This is a genomic window from Clostridium sp. YIM B02551, from assembly GCF_022324735.1.
In the GTDB taxonomy this organism is placed as follows: domain Bacteria; phylum Bacillota; class Clostridia; order Clostridiales; family Clostridiaceae; genus Clostridium_T; species Clostridium_T paridis.
Genome location: NZ_JAKGTF010000002.1, coordinates 299793 through 321219, shown reverse-complemented (window position 1 = coordinate 321219; position 21427 = coordinate 299793). Strand labels below are relative to the sequence as shown.

Genomic DNA, 21427 nt, shown 5'->3' with positions numbered 1-21427 from the left:
GGAAACTTTTTTACATCATAGGGAGGATGACGCTTTTACATGGATAATAAAGACGTTGAATTTATAGTTGAGAAAAAAAAGTTAAGTGAAACTTTAGAAATATTGAATAATGAAATTTTAAAAGCACTAGCAAAAAGAAAAGCAATTACAGAATATATATTAGAATACAGAAAGAATTTTATAGATGAATATAAAGATGACGAGGATGCGGTAATTGAATTTTTTGATCATGAAAGATATGCGAAGGAAGAAGCTTTTAAAACAATAGATAGAAGATTAAAAGAAATGACCATATTAAAGGAATCACCTTATTTCGGAAGAGTGACGTTTGTTGAAGATAAAGAGCAGTATCCTGAAAGTCTTTATATAGGAAGATTCGGAGTAACTAATGAAGATAATCTAGAACCAGTTGTAATAGACTGGAGAGCTCCAATAGCTTCTTTGTTTTATCATGGAACTTTAGGAAAAGCAAAATATAAGGCTCCAATGGGAGAAATTGAAACAGAAATACTTGGGAGAAGACAAATAATTGTTAAAAAAGGAGCTTTGGAAGGAATATTCGATTCAGAAATAGATGTTAAGGATGATATACTTCAAAAGGTTTTAAGTGAAAATTCTTCTGAAAAATTAAGAGATATCATAATGACAATTCAACAAGAGCAAGATGATATCATTAGAATGAGTAGAGAAATAAATATGATTGTAGATGGTGTTGCTGGAAGTGGTAAGACCACGATAGCACTACATAGAGTTGCATATTTGTTGTATAACTATAGAAAAGCATTGGAAGGTAGAGTACTTATTTTAGGACCTAATTCTATATTTATGGAGTATATTTCTCAAGTGTTACCTAGTCTAGGTGAAGTTGGTGTTAAGCAAGATACTTTTGTTAATTTTGCACTAAATGAGCTTAAGGATATAGAAGTAATGGAGTTTCAAGAATATATTGAAAAAATATATTCTGGTGAAGAAGAGTTTTTAAATGAAGTAAGATATAAGAATTCCAATAAATTTACTAAGTTTATAGAGGATTTTATAGCTAACTGTGAACATGACTATTTTAAATTAGAAGATGTTTGCTACTATGGTGAAGTTGTTTACTCAAAAGAAGAAATAGAAAAACTATTTATTGAAGATTATAAGTATATGCCTTTATTTAAAAGAAATGAAAAAATTAAACGAGTAATTATTTCAAAAATTAAAAATAAAAGAGATGAAAGAGTTTGGAAATTAAATAAGGAAGTTGAAGAATATAAGAAGACTTTAACATCAGAACAGTTAGCTTTAGAGGAATTAAATTTAGAGTTTAGCAGAAGAATAAAAATAAGAGAAATTGTTAGGGAAGTTATTAATTCAAGAAAAGCATTAGATGAATTTATAAACTGTGAAAAGCCAATTGAATTATATAATAGAATAAATGAATATAGAAGACTAACTCACTTAGATTTAGCACCTATACTATATCTAATGGTAAAACTTTGGGGAGCTAAATATAAAGGAGATATAAAACATATAGTTATTGATGAAGCACAAGATTATTCTAAGATTCAATTTATGGCTATAAAAGAATATATAGGATGTAATAGCTTTACAATACTAGGAGATTCCAATCAACGACTAGTGAAGCTTGATGAAAAACCTGCTATGCTTAATTTAAGTGATATTTTTGATGAAAATATTCATGAATTTAAACTTAATAAGAGTTACCGTTCTACAAAGGAAATTATGGAGTATGCTAATAAATATCTTCAAGAAGAAAAGATAATCCCGTTAGTTAGATCAGGAGATGCAGTTAGGGAATATACTTGTAACAATGAAGATCTTCTAAATCTAATAATAAAAGTAATAAAAGAGATGCAACAAGAAGGCTTGGGAAGTATTGCAGTTATAAAAAAAGACATTAATGGATTAAAAGAATTGGGGAACTTAATTAAAGAAGAAGTAAGTAATGTTGTATTTGACAGAGAAGAAGTTATCTATAATGGGGGAATAGTTCTAATACCTTCATATTTTGCTAAAGGATTAGAATTTGATGGAGTAATAATATTAGACGAAGATGAAGATAATAATAAAGAGAACTTAATAAAGTATATTATGAGTACAAGAGCCCTCCATAGATTGAGTAGTATAAAAATTGAAAAAAGGTAAATTATGCATATTTTTATGCATAATTTACATTCGTCAAAAGAAAGTTTTAAGCTTAAAAAGGTGAAAGTAAGATAAATTTTAATTTTTATACGAAAATATTATAAAAGTATTGCATAAATATAAAATAGTGGTGTATAATTATTCCTATACTAAAAATGATATTATTTTTGATGGATATATAATTATACTAAGGGGGTTATTTATTATGAAAAAAGGAATGTTAAAAAAGGTAATGGCATTATCGTTAGTAAGTGTAATGGCATTAGGATTAATGGCATGTGGTAAGAAAGAAGAATCAAAAACAACTTTGCAAAAAATTAAAGATAGCGGGAAAATAGTTATGGGAACATCACCAGATTTTCCACCTTTTGAGTTTAAAGATACTCAAGGTAATGTAGTTGGTATGGATGTAAGTATTGCACAAGAAGTTGCAAAGGACTTAGGAGTAAAGCTTGAGATAAAAGAGATGGATTTTGATGGATTATTACCAGCTTTACAAGGTAAAAAATTCGATATGATATTATCAGGTATGACTCCAAAAGAAGAAAGAAAGCAAAATGCAGATTTTTCAAACCTATATTATAAAACTGATAATGTATTTGTAGTAAAGGCAGATAATAAGGATAAGTATACTAAACCAGAAGATTTCAATGGAAAGAAAATAGGAGTACAAAAAGGAACTGTTCAAGAAGATACAGTTAAAGAAAAGATAACTAATCCAGAATTAAATTCTTTAGGTAAGACTGGTGATGTAATCATGAACTTAAAGAGTGGTAAGATTGATGGTGTGTTATTAGAACAACCAGTTGCTGAAGCATATGTTGCTAAAAATCCTGATTTAGCTTTATCATCAGCTGTAATTAAGGATCAAGTTGGAGGATATGCAATTGCTATGGCTAAGGGAGATACTGATCTTCAAGCAGCTATAAACAAGACTCTAGATAGATTAGAAAAAGAAGGTAAGCTAAAGAAATTCTTTGATGATGCAAATGCATTAGCTGGAGAATAGAACTTTTAATAAAAATAGTGATCTATGGATTTTCAAAAAATGTTGGATAAATTGATGAATTTATTCAATATTTTTTTGAAAATCCTTAATTGATTTAATTGGAGGGAAGAGATTTGACATTACATTTTGATTTTCTGTCAAAATACAGTAATTATTTTGTAGTAGGAACTAAGAACACAATCATTTTGGCTTTATTTGCAGTTATTATAGGTACAATCCTTGGATTGTTCTTAAGTATGATGAAGCTTTCAAAAGTTAAGATACTAAAGGCATTTTCAATAGCTTATATTGAATTTGTTAGAGGAACTCCTCTTTTAATTCAAATTTGGATAATATACATAGGATTACCTCTACTTATTGGAAGAGATTTGCCAGATATGGCTACAGGTATTATTGCACTATCATTAAATTCTGCTGCATATGTAGCAGAGATAATCAGAGCAGGTATACAAGCTGTCGATAAAGGACAAATGGAAGCAGCAAGAAGTTTAGGAATGAAGCATGGTTTAGCTATGAAGGAAATCATAATCCCTCAAGCGTTTAAAAATATCCTTCCGGCATTAGGAAATGAATTTATTTCAATTATAAAAGAGTCATCTATGGTTTCTGTAATTGGTGTTGCAGAACTTATGTATAACTCTGGTACAGTAAGAGCAGCATCTTTCTTAGGATTAGAACCTTTGATAGTAGCAGCAGCTATTTACTTTGTAATAACCTTTATTCTAACTAGAATTATGGGTGTGGTTGAAAGGAGGTTAAAAGCAAGTGATTCACGTTAATGATCTTCATAAGTATTTTGGTAAAAATGAAGTGCTTAAAGGAATAAATGAGCATATAGAAAAACAAGAGGTTGTAGTTGTTATTGGACCTTCAGGTTCAGGCAAATCTACATTCTTAAGATGTCTTAACCTTCTAGAGGTACCTACTAAAGGGGAAATTATTTTTGAAGGACAAAATATCACAGATAAAAAAGCTGATATAAATAAGATAAGAGAAAAAATGGGTATGGTTTTTCAAAGCTTTAATCTCTTTCCTCATAAAACAGTATTAGATAATATAACATTATCTCCTATTAAGGTTAAAGGATGGAGCAAAGAAAAAGCAATTGCAAAAGCAATGGAATTACTTAAAAAAGTAGGCTTAGAAGACAAAGCAAGTGCATATCCAAGTAGTTTATCAGGCGGACAGAAGCAAAGAATAGCTATTGCAAGAGCATTAGCAATGGAACCAGATGTGATGCTATTTGATGAACCAACTTCAGCACTTGACCCTGAAATGGTTGGAGAGGTATTGGCTGTTATGAAGTCACTAGCTTCAGAAGGTATGACTATGATAGTAGTTACACATGAAATGGGATTTGCAAGAGAAGTAGGAGATAGGATTCTATTTATGGATGGAGGAAATGTAGTTGAACAAGGAACTCCAGAAGAGATATTTGGAAATCCTACACATCCAAGAACAAAGGACTTCTTATCAAAAGTATTATAAAAAATAAGAGATGGTTTGAACCATCTCTTATTTTTTGTATAAATATATTTTAGAAATTATAGGTTGATCTTGCTGAAAATGCTGCTACAGCTAAAAGCACAAGGAATATAATAACAAGGCCATAAAGCACTCCGAAAATTATTGGGACAGCGATATTTACGCCACCAGCCATGGAAATACGTCTTCTTGCAACTTCTTCATCGTTGGACAATCTCTTGATTTCCTTTATTTTCTTTTCAGCAGAGTACTTATAGATCCAATTACCTAATAAACCTCCAGCAACCATTTCTACAACACTTAAAATAAAACTAAATCCTGAGCTCTTAATAAACATTCTTGAAATGATATTAAAGCCTAAAACTGCAAAACCAAATGCATACATTTTTCTATAAAGTAGCCATACCCAGTTGATAAAAAATGCAGGCCAGTTCCAAGATATTTTTGATGCTGTTGCATCCATATCTGACCATTTTGTTAAGAAATAATCAGCTTTCTTTAATCCAACATAGTTTTCTAAATCTTCAGTTGTTACCTCAGATGAAGCGTAATAAGAATTATTAGAATAATTGCTAGTGTTCATTTCTGAAGCACAATAAGGACATTCAGTAGAATTTTCATACTCTCTACCACATTTAGGACAAATCATATATAGCCTCCTTAAAAATATGTTTTTATTATAATGCCTATTTATAATTAAGCATTGAATATATTACTAATTTAACGACCTTATACATAAATATATCAAAAATAAAGAATTATTACAAATTATTAATAATTATAACCATTATATTTTTATATTTATTAGTGTATAATAGCATTTGAATGCTTAGCTGGAGGTAGATTATGAATAATAGAAAATTTATTAAATATATAGATATAGTTGCCATTATAACCTATATACTTTTAGTTATAAAAAGTGATATATATCTAGCGATGATTAGAACTAATGGATCAGCATCTATTGATTTTAAGTTAATGTATTTTGGAAAACCAGATATATTAGCACATTTAGTTTTTCCACTCATAGTAGTTAGTTTTTCTTATTTATTTAAAGGTAAAGGGAAGATAGGATATAATCTGACCATAAATACCTTAATATCAATATTTTTTATTGCCGATATATGGTACTACAGAAGTAATGGAACATTTTTATCTATAAGCAATATATTATATACAAGTACATTTAATCCACTTCATAAAAACTTGTTTAATTTTAAACCAGTTGACTTAATATTTGTTATAGATATTTTTATTTCAATAATTCTTATTATTAAAACAAACGTATTTAAAAAGACATATGAAGTAAGTAGAAGTATAATAGCATTTATTATTATTTTCTTACTAGGAGTAGGATATACTAGTTATGCTCACTATGCAATTGATGTAGCAGATAAAACTAAGGGAGAAAAGATGTTATTTAGAACTTGCTGGGCACCTTTTCAGAGTATGTCTAATATGAGTCCTTTAGGATATCATGCTTATGATATATATGAATACTTAGTTTTGAATAGGACTGAAAAATTAAGTGATAGTGATAAAACTAAAATAGCTAATTGGTTTGAATATAATAATGAAAGTTTACCCGATAATAAATATAAAGGTATGCTTCAAGGAAAAAATCTTATTGCAATTCAAGTAGAATCTCTTGAGAACTTTGTAATAGGACAAAAAGCGTATGGACAAGAAATAACACCAAATTTAAATAGATTATTGTCTAATTCACTATATTTCTCAGGTGTACATGAACAAAATAATAGTGGTACAAGTTCAGATGCAGATTTTATGATAAATACTTCTGTATTCCCAATAAGAGAAGGGGCAACCTTCTTTAGATATCCTCAACGTGAATATACAACCTTAGCAGAGTTGTTAAAAGATAAAGGGTATAATTCCTTATCTACTCATCCAGAGGTAGCTGGTAATTGGAACTGGGCTCCAGTGCATCAAGGAAGCCTTAAGTTTGACAAAACATTGGATATCACAAGTTATAATGTAGATGAGGTTATTGGATTAGGATTATCAGACCAATCCTATTTAAATCAAGTAGCTGATAAGTTAACCGCATTAAAACAGCCATTTTATGGTTATATGGTAACATTAACTAGTCACGGACCTTTTGATATACCAGATAATAAAAAACTTTTAAAACTTCCAGAAGAATTTGATAAAACTATATTGGGTTCATATTTCCAAAGTGTTAGATATACTGATGAGGCTATAGGGAACTTTATTAAGAAACTTGATTCTGAAGGTGTGTTAAAGAATTCTGTTATTATGATATACGGCGACCATACTGGAGTTCATAAGTTCTATCCAGATCAACTTAAAGATGTGAAATTTGAAGGTAACTGGTGGCAACCAAATGATATGAAAATACCGTACATTATATATAATCCAAGTATTAATGGAGAAGAGTTTAAAGTAAATGGAGGAGGAGTTGATATTCTTCCTACTATATCATATCTTCTTGGAGTTGATAGAAAGGAATTTGGATCAACCTCAATGGGAAGAGTACTAGTGAATACAAATAGAGACGCAACTGTTTTAAACTCAGGTGAAATAATAGGAACTCCAAAGGATGCTAAGGAGGAAGAACATTTAAAAGAAACTTTAGATGTGGCTAATAAAGTTGTTTTAGGAAATTATTTTGCAAAGAAATAAAAAGAATTAAGTAGTAAAGTGCACTCCAAATGCTATGTATATAAAACATTTGAGGTGCACTTATTTTTGTTTATAAGAATATATTTAGCTGAAAACATAGTCGATAGTAATTACGCAATTATATTGGGGATGATATTCTTTAATAGATTTAGAAATACTTAATTTTAATTCTGATTCATTAATTGTTTTGTTTAATTCATTAGGATTTATAACTAAATCAAAAATTAAATTCTTAAATTCACCTTCTCCTACAATTCTAAAATCATGATAGGATTTTATTAAAGGATTATTTTTAACTATTCTTTCTAATTCATTTTTGGCAGATAGAACTTCTTCGGTTTCTATACATATAGGATCCATATGTATAACAAGATAAATATTCAACTTTTCAGACAATTCCTTTTCTGCCTTATCAATTACCTCATGAATTTTCATTATATTAATATCTGAAGGTATTTCAGCATGAATTGAGGCCATACATCTTCCAGGTCCATAGTTATGAATTATTAAATCATGTACTCCTGAAATTGGTTTATAGGATAGAATGCCTTCTTCTATTGATTTAACTAGATTAGGGTCAGGAGATTCTCCAAGTAAAGGACTAATAGTTTCTTTGATAAAGGTGAATCCAGCATAAATTATAGCTAAAGCAACGAGTATGCCTACATATCCATCTATATGAAAAGGTAAAAATCTAGATATCAAAAATGAAAATACAACTACTGAAGTTGTTAAAACATCTCCCATATTATCAGCTGCAATAGCTTTTAATGCAGTTGAGTTTATTTTATTGCCTACAGTTCTATTAAAAATAGAAAGAAGAATATTAAAGGATATAGATAGTAATAACAATAAGAAATGAGTTATCTTGAAAGTCACTGGTTCTGGATCAAATATTTTTCCTAAAGACGATTTTACAAATTCGAAACCAACAATTAGTATCATAAATGCTACGATAAGGGCAGAAATATATTCCATACGTCCATGTCCAAAAGGATGTTCTTCATCAGCTGGTTTCGAACCAATTTTAAATCCTATTATCGTAACAATAGAAGAGGCAGAATCAGATAGACTATGAAATGCATCAGCTGTAATGGCAATACTATTTGAAAATAATCCAACGAATATTTTAATTAAAAATAAAATAAAGTTTATAATAATGCCAATTATACCTGCAAAGAGTCCAATCTCATTTCTGGTTTTATCATCAAAGTTCTTTTGATTTTTATCGTAGAGAACTTGAATACTTTTTAAAATCATCATGTCAACACCCCAATCTAAATGTATTATAAATATTCTAACTAATATTTAAATTTATATCAAATACTAGATATATTAAAAACTATGATATAATTGTTTACATGGGATTTTTTATGAAAATAGGGGAGAATAGTTAAAGTAAATATTAATTAACATATAATTTAAAATAATATTATTGAAGAGGTGATTAATTTGGAAAAAAAGATAGCAAAAAATTTAATAGATTTTATATATGAAAGTCCTACTGCATTTCATGCTACTGAAAGAGTAAAGAAAGAGCTTAAAGCAAATGGATTTCAAGAATTAAGAGAAGAAGATAGATGGCAAATTACAAGTAAAGGTAAGTATTTTACTACAAAAAATCATTCTGCAATTATTGCATTTGCAGTTGGAAAAGAATCTCCAGCTAAAAGTGGATTTAAAATTATTGGAGCACATACAGATTCTCCTGGTTTTAGAATAAAACCAAACCCAGAGATGGTTGCAGAGAATGCATATATTAAATTAAATACTGAGGTTTATGGCGGACCTATACTACCGACATGGTTTGATAGACCTTTAGCTTTAGCAGGGAGGGTAACTTTAAGAGCTGAAAATCCTTTATGTCCTAAAGTGCAGTTTATTAATATAAATAAACCTATATTAATCATTCCCAATTTAGCTATACACATGAATAGAGACATAAATGATGGTGTTAAAATAAATAGACAAAAAGATACACTTCCGCTTATATCTATGATTAATGATGAATTAGAAAAAGGTAATTTAATATTAAAACTAATAGCAAAAGAGTTGAAAATAAATATAAGTGAAATTCTTGATTTTGATTTATTTCCGTATGAGTATGAGAAAGGAAGTATTATTGGATTAAATGAGGAATTTATAAGTTCTGCTAGGTTAGATGATTTATCAATGGTACATGCAGGATTGGAAGCTTTATTATCAAGTAAAACTACTGATGGAACCAATGTTTTAGTATGCTATGATAATGAAGAAGTTGGTAGCTTAACAAAACAAGGGGCTGATTCAGAATTCTTGGCTAGTACCTTAGAAAGAATAGTACTTTCACTTAAAGGAGATAGAGAAGATTATTTAAGAAGTTTAGCTAGGAGTTTTATGATTTCAGCTGATTTAGCTCATGCGATACATCCAAACTATAGCGAAAAATCAGATCCTGTAAATAAGCCTATAATAAATGGAGGTCCTGTTATCAAAATAGCAGCATCTCAAAGCTATACAACAGATGCAGATTCATCTGCGGTATATCAAGAAATATGCAAAAAAGCTGGAGTTCCATGCCAAAAATTTGTTAACCGATCAGATATGAGAGGTGGTTCAACTATAGGGCCTATTAGCTCATCACATTTAAATATAAAATCTGTAGATATGGGAAGTCCTATTTTGGGAATGCATTCAATTAGAGAGCTAGGAGGAGTAAAAGATCATTATTATACAATTAAGTCTTTTGAAGAATTCTATAAGCTTTAAATAATATTATAGAGTTTTTTATAGGAAGCTAAAGTTATTCTTGTTTGAATAAGTTATTAGTTGAACTTAGAATCCTATAATAAATTTGTTAGTTTAAAAACTTGGTGAACCCAAGTTTTTAAACTATATAATGCATTAAAGAATTTATATGTCACTTCAACGCTTAGACGTTTCAACTAAGGGTTACTCTATGAGATGTAATATGATTTTTTAATTATATAAATAGACAAAAAAGTTATTCTTTATATAAGCTCTGGTCAGTGTAATCAAATTCTTGATAGGAAATGTTATTACAAACAATAGGATCCTCAGTAGGATCAGGTAATTTTGTGTAATCACCATTTGGAGAATAGCTTCTAAGCTCATGTTCTTCAGGTTTATAAAAATCTCTGTTGTTTGGTAGGTAATCTTTATTTTTATCTACAATATTATGAGCTAGATTATTTTTACTTCTATGTTTATTCTTTTTCATATATAAACCTCCCTTCGTAAGTATATTTTTAACTAAAAATCAAAAAATACTATTGTAAAAGTTAGGAAGATATTATATAATGATATTAGGTAATAATAATTATTGTTTAATAGTGAACATAATTAGTTGAAAATTAAAAAAAGTGGAGGTAGAGTAAATGATAGAAAAAAAGCAAATATACAGATGTGAATTATGTGGTAATATAGTAGAGGTTTTAAATGCAGGTGGAGGGACTTTAGTTTGTTGTGGAAAACCAATGACGCTTTTAGAAGGAAATACAACAGAAGCAGCAACAGAAAAACATATTCCAGTTGTTACTAAAGTAGATGGTGGAGTACATGTAGTAGTTGGAGAAGTTGAGCATCCAATGACAGACGCTCATTCAATTCAATGGATTGAAGTAGTTACTGCAACTAAGGTATTAAGAAAAGATTTAACTCCAGCAGATAAACCGGAAGCTACTTTCCAAATAGATGAGGAAGTTATAGAAGTAAGAGAATACTGTAATCTTCATGGATTATGGAAAACAGTACTATAATTTATATATTTGAGCTTTCAAAGATAAGGATTAATATCCTTATCTTTTTGCATTTTAGTATAAAAATAGAATTATATAAGTGATTAGTTTTTTTATATATTTTAGAGTATAATAAGTAAGGATATTAATGAGTATTTTAAATTTATAAATAGAATAATGTAAATATTAATTAAGTTTCAATCTAGAGAAAATTTGAAGCTTATTTACTTAAGAAGATTAGGAGTGAGGAAATGAGTTATAAACTAGTATGTATCGATATGGATGGTACTTTGCTAAATAGTAAGCATCAAGTAACAGAATTAAATAAAAAAGCTATAAGAGAAGCTGTGGAAAAAGGAGTGAAGATCGCTATTACGACTGGAAGATTATATACTTCGGCTAGTCTTTATGCAGAACTTATAGGTGTAAAGGTAGCAGTAATATCATCAAATGGTACGTATATTAGAGAGAAGGATGAAGATAAAGTTATTTTTAAACATCCATTAAACAGAGATCAGTTTAATAAAATTTGTGATATTATTGATAAATATAATGTAAGAACAAATTTTAATACTTTTAATAGATTCATAACCAGAGAACTTCCAGCAGAAGATAATGCATATATGATTACAAATAAAACTGCACCTAAGCATTTACAAGTAGCATTTGGTGTTCATGAGAATATAAGAGAAGTATATGACATATATGAGGGAGAAGTTCTTAAAGCTATAATGTTTCCTGAAAGTCCTGAACTAATAGAGAAAATAAAAAAGGATTTAATTGAACTTGGAGGCCTTGAAGTAGTAAGTTCTGGTCCAGATAATATAGAGATTATGGCAGAAGGAACCTCAAAGGGAAGTGGCGTAAAAGCTTTTGCTGAAATATTAGGTATAAATAGAGATGAGATTATTTGCATAGGAGATCATGAAAATGATATATCTATGGTAAAATACGCTGGACTTGGAATAGCCATGGGCAATGCAACTGAAAGCCTAAAAGCAGTGGCTGATTATATTACAGATGATAATGAAAATTCCGGTGTTGGAAAGGCTATTAATAAGTTTATATTATAGGGTTTTTATAGGAAACTTAATTTATTCTTATTTGAAAAAGCTGGTTTCTAGACATTTTCAGGCATGAACAAATTATTAGTTGAACTAAAACTCTTTAAATAGGTAGCTTTAAAATCACAGAGTTATTCTGTGATTTTTATTATTTTTTTAAGGATGTTTAATTAAATTATATTTAAAGGTTACGTTTAGTATAAGATTTCATACGTTTAGGACAAATATATAAAATATATGTGATTTTTTGATACAATTTTATAGGGTGATATACATGGAGAGTGGAGCTAAAAGAAATATGAATGTAATGGAGAGATTAGCAGAAATAATTATTTTAAGAATAAATAAAGTAACTAATAAGGAAGGCTTGGAACTACAAAAAATGAAATTAGGTATGGAGATACTATTGATAAATATTTCAAAATTTCTAATAGTATTTTTTGTAGCTTTCGAAACTAATTTAATTATTGAAGCATTTATTATTATGATTGTATTTGCTGCCCTAAGAAGCAATGCCTTTGGAATTCATTCTAAAAGCAGCATTGTTTGCACTATAACAACACTGTTATTGTTTGTAGGGGGAGGATATTTAAGTCACATTTTTTTGCTTAGCAGATACATAGTATTTCTTATCTTTATGATAATTAATGTATTACTATATCAATATGCACCAGCAGATACCGAATATCATCCACTTTTAGGACAAGCATTTAGAAAAAGTCTAAGAAATAAAGCAGTAATAATTGGTGTAACTTTAATGGTAATAGCTTTAATTGTTCCAAGTGAACCCATTAGAAATTTAATTACCTTAGCATCATGTGCTGAAGTTGTTAGTATATTACCAATTACATATAAAGTATTAAATAGGAGGTATAGGAATTATGAAGGATATGAAAAAGCAACTATTAACTAAGATTGGTGAAGCTTCATCAAAAATAAGCGATAAAGCAATGGGTAAATGTATAATGATCGGTTTATATGAACCTAAGATACCAGCTGAAATGCTTAAAAAAAATGAAGATAAGTAAAGACTTTTAAAAGTAATAAGAGATACAATTTTAAATCAAATTGTATCTCTTATTATTTTTTATAGAATAATATTGTGATATAATGTAATAAAATGTAATGTAAGGAGAAAATCGTGCTTTATGCAGATATATATAAAGGTATTGGTAACTGTATTACTTATATACACAGCTATAATTAATATAGCACCATTTAAAATAAAAATAAAAGATATAATATCAATGATAGTCTTATCAGTATTCGTAGCAACAGTTGTTATTAATATTAATGAATTTATAATTATGTTACCAATTATAATGATTAGCATTATATTCTTATATAAAAATAGTAAAAACATGCTAATGGGTATAATAGTATCGCTACTATCTATTATTATTGCTGTGGTTATAGATTATAGTGCAAGTTATATTTTTATGTTTATATTTAAGATTGAACCAAGTAAGATTACTGATATTAGTTTGTTATATGCTGAATTTGCATTGACGGAGTTTATATTAATTTATGTAACTACTAAAATGATACGGTTTGTTATAAAAAAGAGAAATAATATTTTTAATATTGAACTAAAAAATAAGTTCTCAATATTAATAACCTTAAGTTTATTAATAACGCTTATAATATTTTACATAAATATTATATTGGGAAGTAAATTTGGATTTACAAATGAAGTTCTTAAGGTAAATGGATTATTATTTTTTATATACTTTATTCTTTTAGGAGTGGTGATGCTTATATTATTTAAGAGTATTACTAAAGAGATGGAACTAAAAAACAAACAGACTCACTTTGAGAGCTTACAAAAGTATACAGATAATTTAGAAAATCTATATGGTGATATGAGAGCTTTTAAACATGACTACGTGAATATAATTTCTTCAATGATTGGTTACATTGAAGATGATGATATGGAAGGACTAAAGAAGCATTTCAATGAAAATATTTTACCTTTAAGCAATGAAATGGGTAAAAATAATTCTAAAATAGCGCTGCTTAAAAATATAAAGATTCCAGAAATTAAGGGGTTATTATCTTCAAAGCTTATAAGAGCACAGGAAATAGGGATTGAATTATTTATAGATATAGTAGAGCCTATTGAAAATGTAGATATGGATATTATAGATATAAGTAGATCTTTGGGAATATTATTAGACAACGCTATAGAAGCAGGTGAAAAATGCGAAAATCCTACGGTGAAAATTGCATTTGTTAAGAGGGGACAAGCATTGATTATAGCAATATTAAACAAATGTCCAGAAGATACGCCTCCTATATATAAGATATATAAGAAGGGGTATTCTACAAAAGGAGAAAATAGAGGTGTTGGACTTAGTAATTTGAAAGAGATACTTGAAAAGTACAGTAATGTTTCTATAGACACAACTATAGAAAATGAGGAGTTCATACAAAAGATAACTATTGATAGTAATTTTGTATAAGATGGGGGAGTATAGATGCTTAAAGTATTTATATGTGAGGATAATGATGAACAAAGAAATGCCTATAAAAAGGCAGTTAATGATACAATAATCATTGAAAATTTCGATATGAGTATAGCCTTAGTTACTCCTAAGCCCCAAGATGTTATAGAGTATATTAAAAACAATGAGGGAACTGGTTTATATTTTTTAGATGTAGATTTAAAACAAGAGCTTAATGGGATAGCGCTTGCAGCAGAAATACGAAAATATGATCCTAGAGGATTTATTGTATTTATAACAACGCATGGAGAAATGAGTTATTTGACATTTACCTTTAAGGTGGAAGCATTAGATTATATAGTCAAGGATAATCCCAAAGAGGTAAAAGATAGAATAAGAGAATGTATTTTAAATGCTAATGAGAAATATTCTTCAAAAAATTCCGATATGGAAGTGTTTAATGTAAAGATAAATGAGAAGATAATTAATATAGAGTTTAATAAAATACTATTCTTCGAAACATCTACTAGAGCACACAAAGTTGTTGTGCATGCTACTGATAGACATATTGAATTTAATGGTAAGCTTAGTGATATAGAAGGGAAATTAGATGATAGATTTTATAGATGTCATAAATCTTATATAGTCAATAGGCGTAATATTAAGGAAATTGATACCAGAGATAGGATAGCATATATGATAAATGATGAAGAATGCATAATTTCTAACAGACATTTAAAAGGACTTACAAAAGCAAAATAGGTATTATGGAGAAATCATAAAGCGTGCTAAGGATAATTAGTACGCTTTGTTTTTATAATATTTTAATTACCAAGGAAAATTTGTCCAAAAAGTTATGGAGAATTACGAATATAGGATAAAGAATTAAAAGCAGGTGAATTAAAATGGATAAAAACATATTAAGATTACTAAATGAAAGCGCATATGAAGATAGTGAAGTTGAAGAATATATGAGCTTCGCTACAATCGATGATGAAAGCTTAAATAGAATAACAAATGATATTAAACTAAAAATAGCTAAAGATGCTTTAAGAGAGTCAGGAGTATATGTAGAAAGTATTTTATATGAAGGGGAGAAGATTGAGAAAGTAATTAAAGGAATAGATATAGATGTGCTTGAAAGTGGAACGATGGTGAATATGATGATGCCTATTCCATTTATGACAGGCGATGGATTTTCTTTTAATAAATTATTGTTTTGCACAAATGAAAGAATAATTGTTATTTCATCTAATTATTATAATAAACCATTAGCAATCAAGAGTTACATTAAAGAAGAAATAAAAAAGATAAGTATTGGAAAGAAGATAAAAAGAAGGGTCAGATTAAAGAACTTCTTGAAAGAAAATATATCAATAGCTAAGGTTTTTGTATTCCTTGTTTCATTAATGCCAATATTGTTTGGAATTGGTGTGACAGGATATGTTGTTAAAATGTTTATTGAGGAGTTTATTATAAACTCAGAATTTGTATCTATAATGTGTGCAAGGATTATTGTATTGATATTTCTACTCATACTAATTGTTCGGCCTAAGCTTGTAACAGAAGTATTAGTGGAAATAGAAGATGGAACAAGCTACGATTTAATAATTAGAAATTCTGATTATAAAGATATTCATAGCTATTTGTATAAGTCTTGGGTTAAGCGAGGTAATAGCTATGACAGATAGGGATATTGTTTTAGCAATACTGAGTCATAAAGAAATTGCATTAGAAGAACTCAAGATAAAATATGGAAGGTTATTATATGGAGTTATAAATAAGCTAGTAAATCCTTTAAATCATACTATGGACATAGAAGAATGCTTTAATGATGTATTATTAACTATATGGAATAATATAGATTGCTATGATGAAAATAAGGGGCAACTTAGGAACTTTTTAATATCAATAGCTAAATACAGGGCACTTGATTACAAAAGAAAAATATGTAAGGAGAAAATACATTTAGAGCTAAATGAAGAAATTATAAATCAAAGAGAAGGAAAAGAAGATGTTACAGAATTAGATGATGAATCATTTTATCATCTAATAGAAAACTTAAATGAAAAAGATAAAATTATATTTGTTAAGAAATATTTACTTGATGAATCGATAGAAAAAATATCTATAGAATTAGATATGAGTAAGGATTCTATATATAAGCGTTTGATTAGAGGAAGAGAGAAGATAAAAGAAAGTATTTTAAAAGAAGAAGGAGAAGAAAAATGTACTATGTGAAAATTTTCCCGAATGTATATGTAGTTAATTCAACCAATGAAGTTTTAAAAGATATTTGTTTTACCCTTGAAGGTATAAAAGGTACAGATATAAGGATTAAAAAAGTTCCAAAGAATATGATGGAAGCTAAAACAATAGTAACAACAAAAGCAAAGACATATAAAAAATTATTTATGTATCATTTTGATAAGGATAATGTAAAACGTGAGTATTTAATAAGTGATAAAATTATATGGGGGGATAATAAAGACATAAAGGTTGAAATAATAGATATTAATATAGATGGAACATATAAAATTATAGTAGATAAAGAGTTTGTTCTAAATTAATGATATTTAGAAGAGGGGGAAAAGAAAAGTGGCTAAATATGAAAAGATTATAAAGGGAGATTTTGGCTCAGTTGTTAATGCAATTAATGAAAAGGTACTTAATAGCGCTATGAGTATCAACCTAGTTGATGAAAGTAATTATGTCTATGGTGAAACATTAGTAGCAGTACGTGTATATGATAAATATTTCATGCGAAACGGAAATAGGGCGAGTTTGACTCTTACTATAGTGGGGAATGATAGTGAAGTTTTTATTTCTGCAATAGGTGCAGGAGGGGGCTCAGGGGTAATTTTTAATTTTAGTCTTGGAGCAGAAAATGATTTGGTAAAAGTTGTAGAGTCAGCAGTAAATGAATTGAATTAAATAGTTCTTTGTTATAAACACCACTTAACTTTAGTGGTGTTTTTTTTATTTAAATTTAGTATTGTTGTACTTTTGCCACATTATAAAGGCAATAAGTAGATAGCTTCAAACATTGACTGTAAATATATGGAAATATATAATAAAAGCATGGTAAACGTTTACAGAAATAGAAGTTAAGGGGGAAGTATGAGGAGGAGATTTTTAGTTACATTATTTCTAGCATTTACAATAATATTCTTCAGAGCTATCTCTGTTGAAGCACAAGAGAGAACTACAATTATTACAGCAATTGATAAGAATGAGGTTAAAATAGGGGAAGAATTCAAGGTATATATTAAGGCAGAAAATGTTTATGACTTATATGGAGTGCAATTTACTATAAATTATGACACTGAACTTTTAGATTTGGTTTCCAGTACGTTAGATATGAAAAATGGATTTAAAAGTTTTGGAGGAGAGACTGTAGATAAGGCCAAAGGAATAATAACATATCCATTAATAAATTCAAGTTCAAAAAAAGAGTTGCTAAAAGAACAATTGATTGGGGAATTGGTATTTAAAGGAAAGATTAAAGGTGGGAATATATTAAATGTTAGTAACATTAAAGCTGTGGATAGTGATGCAGTAGTAATAAGTAAGAATACCAACTATTCAATTCCAATAAATGTAGTATCAAGTGAAGTAGTTTCTGTTTCTCCAGCAAAACCCCAAACAGAAGATAACAACATTAAGCAAGGGGGCGACGAACAAAGTGCAAGTGATGATAAGGAACCAGCAAAGGAAGAGGCAGATAAAGAAGAAAATATAGCAAGTGATAATGAGCAAGTTGCTAATAAAGAAGGGAAGAGTAATATAGCAGGAAATAAAGAAAATAACGGGACATTAAAGAGTAGTGCAAATGTGAAAGAAGGACAAGCTATAAATGGAGAAAGTAAAGGAATTAAGGAGTATATACCATTAATATTAGCTAGCGGTGTTACAATTTTTATAGTAATTGGCTATAAAACTAAAGGAATTAAAAAGATAAAAGATAAGTTGAAAACCAATAAAGATAGGGGATGAATGATATGGTGAAAAAGCCAAAGAAGTTCAATATTTTAAGGTGGGTTAAGAGAAATAGGGTAATATCAGCTATTGTTTTAGCAATTATACTAATATCTGGCTCAATAGCTATATTAAAGTCCATACCTAGAAAATTTCAGATAGAATATACCATTGGCCCTAAAGATATAGATAGTAAAACACTTAATGTCAATGTAAGAATAAAAGCTAAAGGATTATTTAAGCCAAAACAATTTGTTTTAGTTAATGGAAATATGAGTGTAGCTAATGAAAGTTGTATAGATGATCAGAAAAATCAAGTTAATTTTAAAGGTGAGAATGGAATTGTAGTAATAGATGGATTGAAGAGTAAATCAGAATATATTGATTATAACTATAATGTTGAAATAGCTAAGTTAGGTAAACATGGCTATAATAGTGAAGTCTATGGCAAAATGTTATCTTATGAGGGGGAGTCAGTACTTGCAATGCCGCTAGCTGCCATTGATGAGAAAAATAAAAAAGCAGATAGGGTTGAAGATATTAAAATTCAGAATATAGTTCCTGATAAGTGGGATAGTATTGTTCCGTTTCAAAGTAAAGAATCTAAGTCAACTTCTGAAATAAATAATCCTTCATGGTTTGATTTATATGAGATAAGAAAATCTACATTTACATTTGGTAGTTTTAAAAAAGATGAACACATTACTGGGGATGGAGGATATACAGTTTATATTGATCCAGAAGCTGAAGGTTCTTATACAGAAGATGCAAAGAAAGGCTTAGAAGCTTTATATAACTACTATTCAAAAGTATTTAAGAAGAAGATAAATAACTATTCAATAGTAATCTTAAGAACTGAAGGAGAAAACAAGGGATATATAATTGGAGGAGCCAGTTCAACGAATATGGCAAGTACATTCAACCCAGAAAATGCAAGAGACTGGCAGCTTATGGGACATAGACTTTTTCATGCATTTTTTGAATCAAATGTAGCATTAGAGAAATTTAACGAAGCTCCTATGTTAAATTTCTACGAAGGATTGGCAACTTATTATGAAAATATGTCAATGATGAGCTTGCCTAAGGATTTAAGAGATAGATTAAACATTTTTCCAGAAAAAGAATTTGGAAATTTATTTGAGAGATATACCTACATGAAATTAAAGTCACCAGAAAATTTAAATTTTGCGCCATCAGATGAGGAAAGTATAACATCTTCACCAGGAAAAATAGAATTTTTACACTATACACAATCACCTCTAGTAGTTAAATATATGGAAGATACAATAGGTAAAAAAACATCTAAAGAAGATAACATACTTAATTATATACTTTCAAATAAAGATGAAAAAACCTTCAATATTTATAGTATGGTTAAAGAATTAATGAAGGAAGATGGGGGTGATTTTATAAATAAATATATTAAAGGATATGAAATTGTTCCGTTATGGAATTTAGCCAAATCTAGTGAAGGTGAGAATAAAGAGGTTGTAAATAGACTAAATGACTTTGAATATCTATTATATACATGGTTTGCTCAAGAAAATGATCTTTATCTAAAAGATAATTTGAGCTCAGAGAATCTAGTAAAGATTGCAGAAGAAGCAGATAAAGAAGATGTTAGATTTGCAAGTAAGGATTTAGAAGCAAAAATAAAGGAGACATCACCAACCATGTACAACCTTTTGAAAGAATACGCTCTAAGAGCTAAGATATGTTCTTTAGAAATAGGTTCACCTTATTTAAGAGAACAACTTCTTTCTAATAGAGAAAATGTTGAGAAATGGGAAGCATTTCTTAAGACTATAAAGTAGAGGGGGGATGTGTAAAAAATAGAATTAGTCGCCTGCCAAATTATCCTCACATGCGTTTGGAAAGGCAGATGCGAGAAAAAATAGACGGCTCATAATCGCCTTGACAATTTTTTTAGGAGGTGATAAGGCAAAGATTAGATAAATCTCATGAAATGGGGGAGTTTAAGTGAAGAAGGTCATAACTATTTTGTGTACTTTTCTTATGTTATTTACTTTTAGAACAATAACATATGCTGAAGAGAATACAATTCAAATTACTACTGATTCTAAAGAGTACCAAAAAGGCGATACGGTTAAGGTTATAGTAAAGACATCAAATGCAGAGGATCTATATAGTGTAGATTTATCAATGAACTATAGTATAGAATACTTACAGCTAATTAGTGCTAAGTTTGATGTGTTTAATGAGATGGGAAGTAATGTAGGTAATGGAACAGACAGATATCTTCTCTCTATCCTTGGAAAAGATAAAGGAGTAAATGGAGAAGTGAAAATAGGTGAGTTTGAGTTTAAGGCTTTAAAAACAGGAAATGCAGGAGTAACATTACCATCCACAATATTTGTAAATAGTAAGGAAGAGAAAGTAGAAGGAATTAAAGCTAACTCATTAAGTTTAAATATTATTGAGAAGCCACAAGTAGTGAATGTAGAAAGCATAACATTAAACACTAATAAATACAGGTTAAAGGTAGGAGAAGAATATAAACTAATACAAACCATTTTACCTAAAAATGCTTCAAATAAGAATGTTAGTTGGACATCAAGTAATGACAGTACAGTTGAGGTTAAGGATGGATATATAAAAGGAATAAAGGAAGGAAAGGCATTAATAACAGTAACAGCAGAGGATGGTAATAAGACAGCGGTATGTAGTGTGGAAGTATATAAAGAGAATTCAAATAATAATGGTAATGGCGGTAATAATAATGGTGGAAATGGTTCTAATGATCAACCAGGAGAACAAGAGCCAAGTGAAAATACAAATATAGGTAAACTACCACAGACTGGAAGATATAATTACTTTCCAATAATAGGATTAGGCATGATAGTTTTAGGAGTTATTATAAAGAAACACAATTAATGA

22 protein-coding genes are annotated in these 21427 nt (G+C 28.8%); 19 read left to right on the top strand and 3 right to left on the bottom strand.

Annotation, left to right across the window (positions count from 1 at the left end):
* The first annotated feature begins 39 nt into the window (after positions 1–39).
* From L1S47_RS04180 to L1S47_RS04165, 4 genes are all read left to right on the top strand, one after another.
* Positions 40–2148, top strand: coding sequence for a UvrD-helicase domain-containing protein (locus L1S47_RS04180; RefSeq protein ID WP_238882241.1), 2109 nt, complete (start codon positions 40–42; stop codon positions 2146–2148).
* Positions 2149–2353: 205 nt separating this feature from the next.
* A complete protein-coding gene (locus L1S47_RS04175) occupies positions 2354–3157 on the top strand; it encodes a transporter substrate-binding domain-containing protein (protein WP_238882240.1) in 804 nt (267 codons plus the stop codon).
* A gap of 113 nt (positions 3158–3270) precedes the next feature.
* Positions 3271–3936 carry an amino acid ABC transporter permease gene (locus tag L1S47_RS04170; protein ID WP_202765592.1) on the top strand — a complete coding sequence of 222 codons (666 nt, stop codon included), beginning with the start codon at positions 3271–3273 and terminating at the stop codon, positions 3934–3936.
* The gene (locus L1S47_RS04165; RefSeq protein ID WP_202765593.1) at positions 3923–4645 is read left to right on the top strand and encodes an amino acid ABC transporter ATP-binding protein; all 723 of its coding nucleotides are present in this window, start codon (positions 3923–3925) and stop codon (positions 4643–4645) included. The genes L1S47_RS04170 and L1S47_RS04165 overlap by 14 nt, the downstream gene beginning before the upstream one ends.
* A gap of 49 nt (positions 4646–4694) precedes the next feature.
* On the opposite strand, the gene L1S47_RS04160 is transcribed toward L1S47_RS04165, so the two are convergent.
* Positions 4695–5291 (bottom strand): DUF2628 domain-containing protein, encoded by a 597-nt coding sequence (locus L1S47_RS04160; protein ID WP_238882239.1) that lies wholly within the window; start codon positions 5289–5291, stop codon positions 4695–4697.
* A gap of 197 nt (positions 5292–5488) precedes the next feature.
* Here L1S47_RS04160 and L1S47_RS04155 point away from each other — a divergent pair, with 197 nt between their 5' ends.
* A complete protein-coding gene (locus L1S47_RS04155) occupies positions 5489–7306 on the top strand; it encodes an LTA synthase family protein (protein ID WP_238882238.1) in 1818 nt (605 codons plus the stop codon).
* 84 nt (positions 7307–7390) lie between these two features.
* Here the strand turns inward: L1S47_RS04155 and L1S47_RS04150 are convergent, their stop codons facing one another.
* Positions 7391–8566 (bottom strand): cation diffusion facilitator family transporter, encoded by a 1176-nt coding sequence (locus L1S47_RS04150; protein ID WP_238882249.1) that lies wholly within the window; start codon positions 8564–8566, stop codon positions 7391–7393.
* A gap of 186 nt (positions 8567–8752) precedes the next feature.
* On the opposite strand from L1S47_RS04150, the gene L1S47_RS04145 reads away from it, so the two are divergent.
* Positions 8753–10054 (top strand): M18 family aminopeptidase, encoded by a 1302-nt coding sequence (locus L1S47_RS04145; RefSeq protein WP_373689025.1) that lies wholly within the window; start codon positions 8753–8755, stop codon positions 10052–10054.
* Between the two features lie 235 nt (positions 10055–10289).
* On the opposite strand, the gene L1S47_RS04140 is transcribed toward L1S47_RS04145, so the two are convergent.
* Positions 10290–10526, bottom strand: a complete 237-nt coding sequence (locus tag L1S47_RS04140) for a hypothetical protein (RefSeq protein ID WP_238882236.1) — start codon at positions 10524–10526, stop codon at positions 10290–10292.
* Positions 10527–10683: 157 nt separating this feature from the next.
* Between L1S47_RS04140 and L1S47_RS04135 the strand changes: the two genes are divergently transcribed.
* The 13 genes from L1S47_RS04135 to L1S47_RS04075 all read left to right on the top strand — a co-directional run bounded on the left by L1S47_RS04135 (position 10684) and on the right by L1S47_RS04075 (position 21424).
* Positions 10684–11064, top strand: a complete 381-nt coding sequence (locus L1S47_RS04135) for a desulfoferrodoxin (protein WP_238882235.1) — start codon at positions 10684–10686, stop codon at positions 11062–11064.
* A 230-nt stretch (positions 11065–11294) separates the two neighbouring features.
* Complete coding sequence (locus tag L1S47_RS04130) at positions 11295–12116, top strand: Cof-type HAD-IIB family hydrolase (RefSeq protein WP_238882234.1); 822 nt, start codon at positions 11295–11297, stop codon at positions 12114–12116.
* Positions 12117–12381: 265 nt separating this feature from the next.
* Positions 12382–13020: an accessory gene regulator B family protein gene (locus L1S47_RS04125; protein WP_238882233.1), complete on the top strand. Its 639-nt coding sequence runs from the start codon at positions 12382–12384 to the stop codon at positions 13018–13020.
* On the top strand, positions 12989–13135 hold the full coding sequence (locus tag L1S47_RS04120; protein WP_202765601.1) for an AgrD family cyclic lactone autoinducer peptide: 147 nt from the start codon (positions 12989–12991) through the stop codon (positions 13133–13135). The genes L1S47_RS04125 and L1S47_RS04120 overlap by 32 nt, the downstream gene beginning before the upstream one ends.
* Positions 13136–13255: 120 nt before the next feature.
* Positions 13256–14569 carry a sensor histidine kinase gene (locus L1S47_RS04115; protein ID WP_238882232.1) on the top strand — a complete coding sequence of 438 codons (1314 nt, stop codon included), beginning with the start codon at positions 13256–13258 and terminating at the stop codon, positions 14567–14569.
* A 15-nt stretch (positions 14570–14584) separates the two neighbouring features.
* Positions 14585–15313, top strand: a complete 729-nt coding sequence (locus L1S47_RS04110) for a LytTR family DNA-binding domain-containing protein (protein ID WP_238882231.1) — start codon at positions 14585–14587, stop codon at positions 15311–15313.
* Between the two features lie 143 nt (positions 15314–15456).
* Complete coding sequence (locus tag L1S47_RS04105; RefSeq protein ID WP_238882230.1) at positions 15457–16242, top strand: hypothetical protein; 786 nt, start codon at positions 15457–15459, stop codon at positions 16240–16242.
* The gene (locus tag L1S47_RS04100; RefSeq protein WP_238882229.1) at positions 16232–16792 is read left to right on the top strand and encodes a sigma-70 family RNA polymerase sigma factor; all 561 of its coding nucleotides are present in this window, start codon (positions 16232–16234) and stop codon (positions 16790–16792) included. Before L1S47_RS04105 ends, L1S47_RS04100 begins: the two co-directional genes overlap by 11 nt.
* Positions 16780–17121 carry a hypothetical protein gene (locus L1S47_RS04095; protein ID WP_238882228.1) on the top strand — a complete coding sequence of 114 codons (342 nt, stop codon included), beginning with the start codon at positions 16780–16782 and terminating at the stop codon, positions 17119–17121. Before L1S47_RS04100 ends, L1S47_RS04095 begins: the two co-directional genes overlap by 13 nt.
* 28 nt (positions 17122–17149) lie before the next feature.
* Positions 17150–17485 (top strand): DUF6054 family protein, encoded by a 336-nt coding sequence (locus tag L1S47_RS04090; protein ID WP_238882227.1) that lies wholly within the window; start codon positions 17150–17152, stop codon positions 17483–17485.
* A 186-nt stretch (positions 17486–17671) separates the two neighbouring features.
* Complete coding sequence (locus tag L1S47_RS04085; RefSeq protein ID WP_238882226.1) at positions 17672–18547, top strand: cohesin domain-containing protein; 876 nt, start codon at positions 17672–17674, stop codon at positions 18545–18547.
* A 5-nt stretch (positions 18548–18552) separates the two neighbouring features.
* Positions 18553–20343 carry a hypothetical protein gene (locus L1S47_RS04080; protein WP_238882225.1) on the top strand — a complete coding sequence of 597 codons (1791 nt, stop codon included), beginning with the start codon at positions 18553–18555 and terminating at the stop codon, positions 20341–20343.
* A gap of 166 nt (positions 20344–20509) precedes the next feature.
* Positions 20510–21424: an Ig-like domain-containing protein gene (locus L1S47_RS04075; RefSeq protein WP_238882224.1), complete on the top strand. Its 915-nt coding sequence runs from the start codon at positions 20510–20512 to the stop codon at positions 21422–21424.
* Positions 21425–21427: the final 3 nt, after the last annotated feature.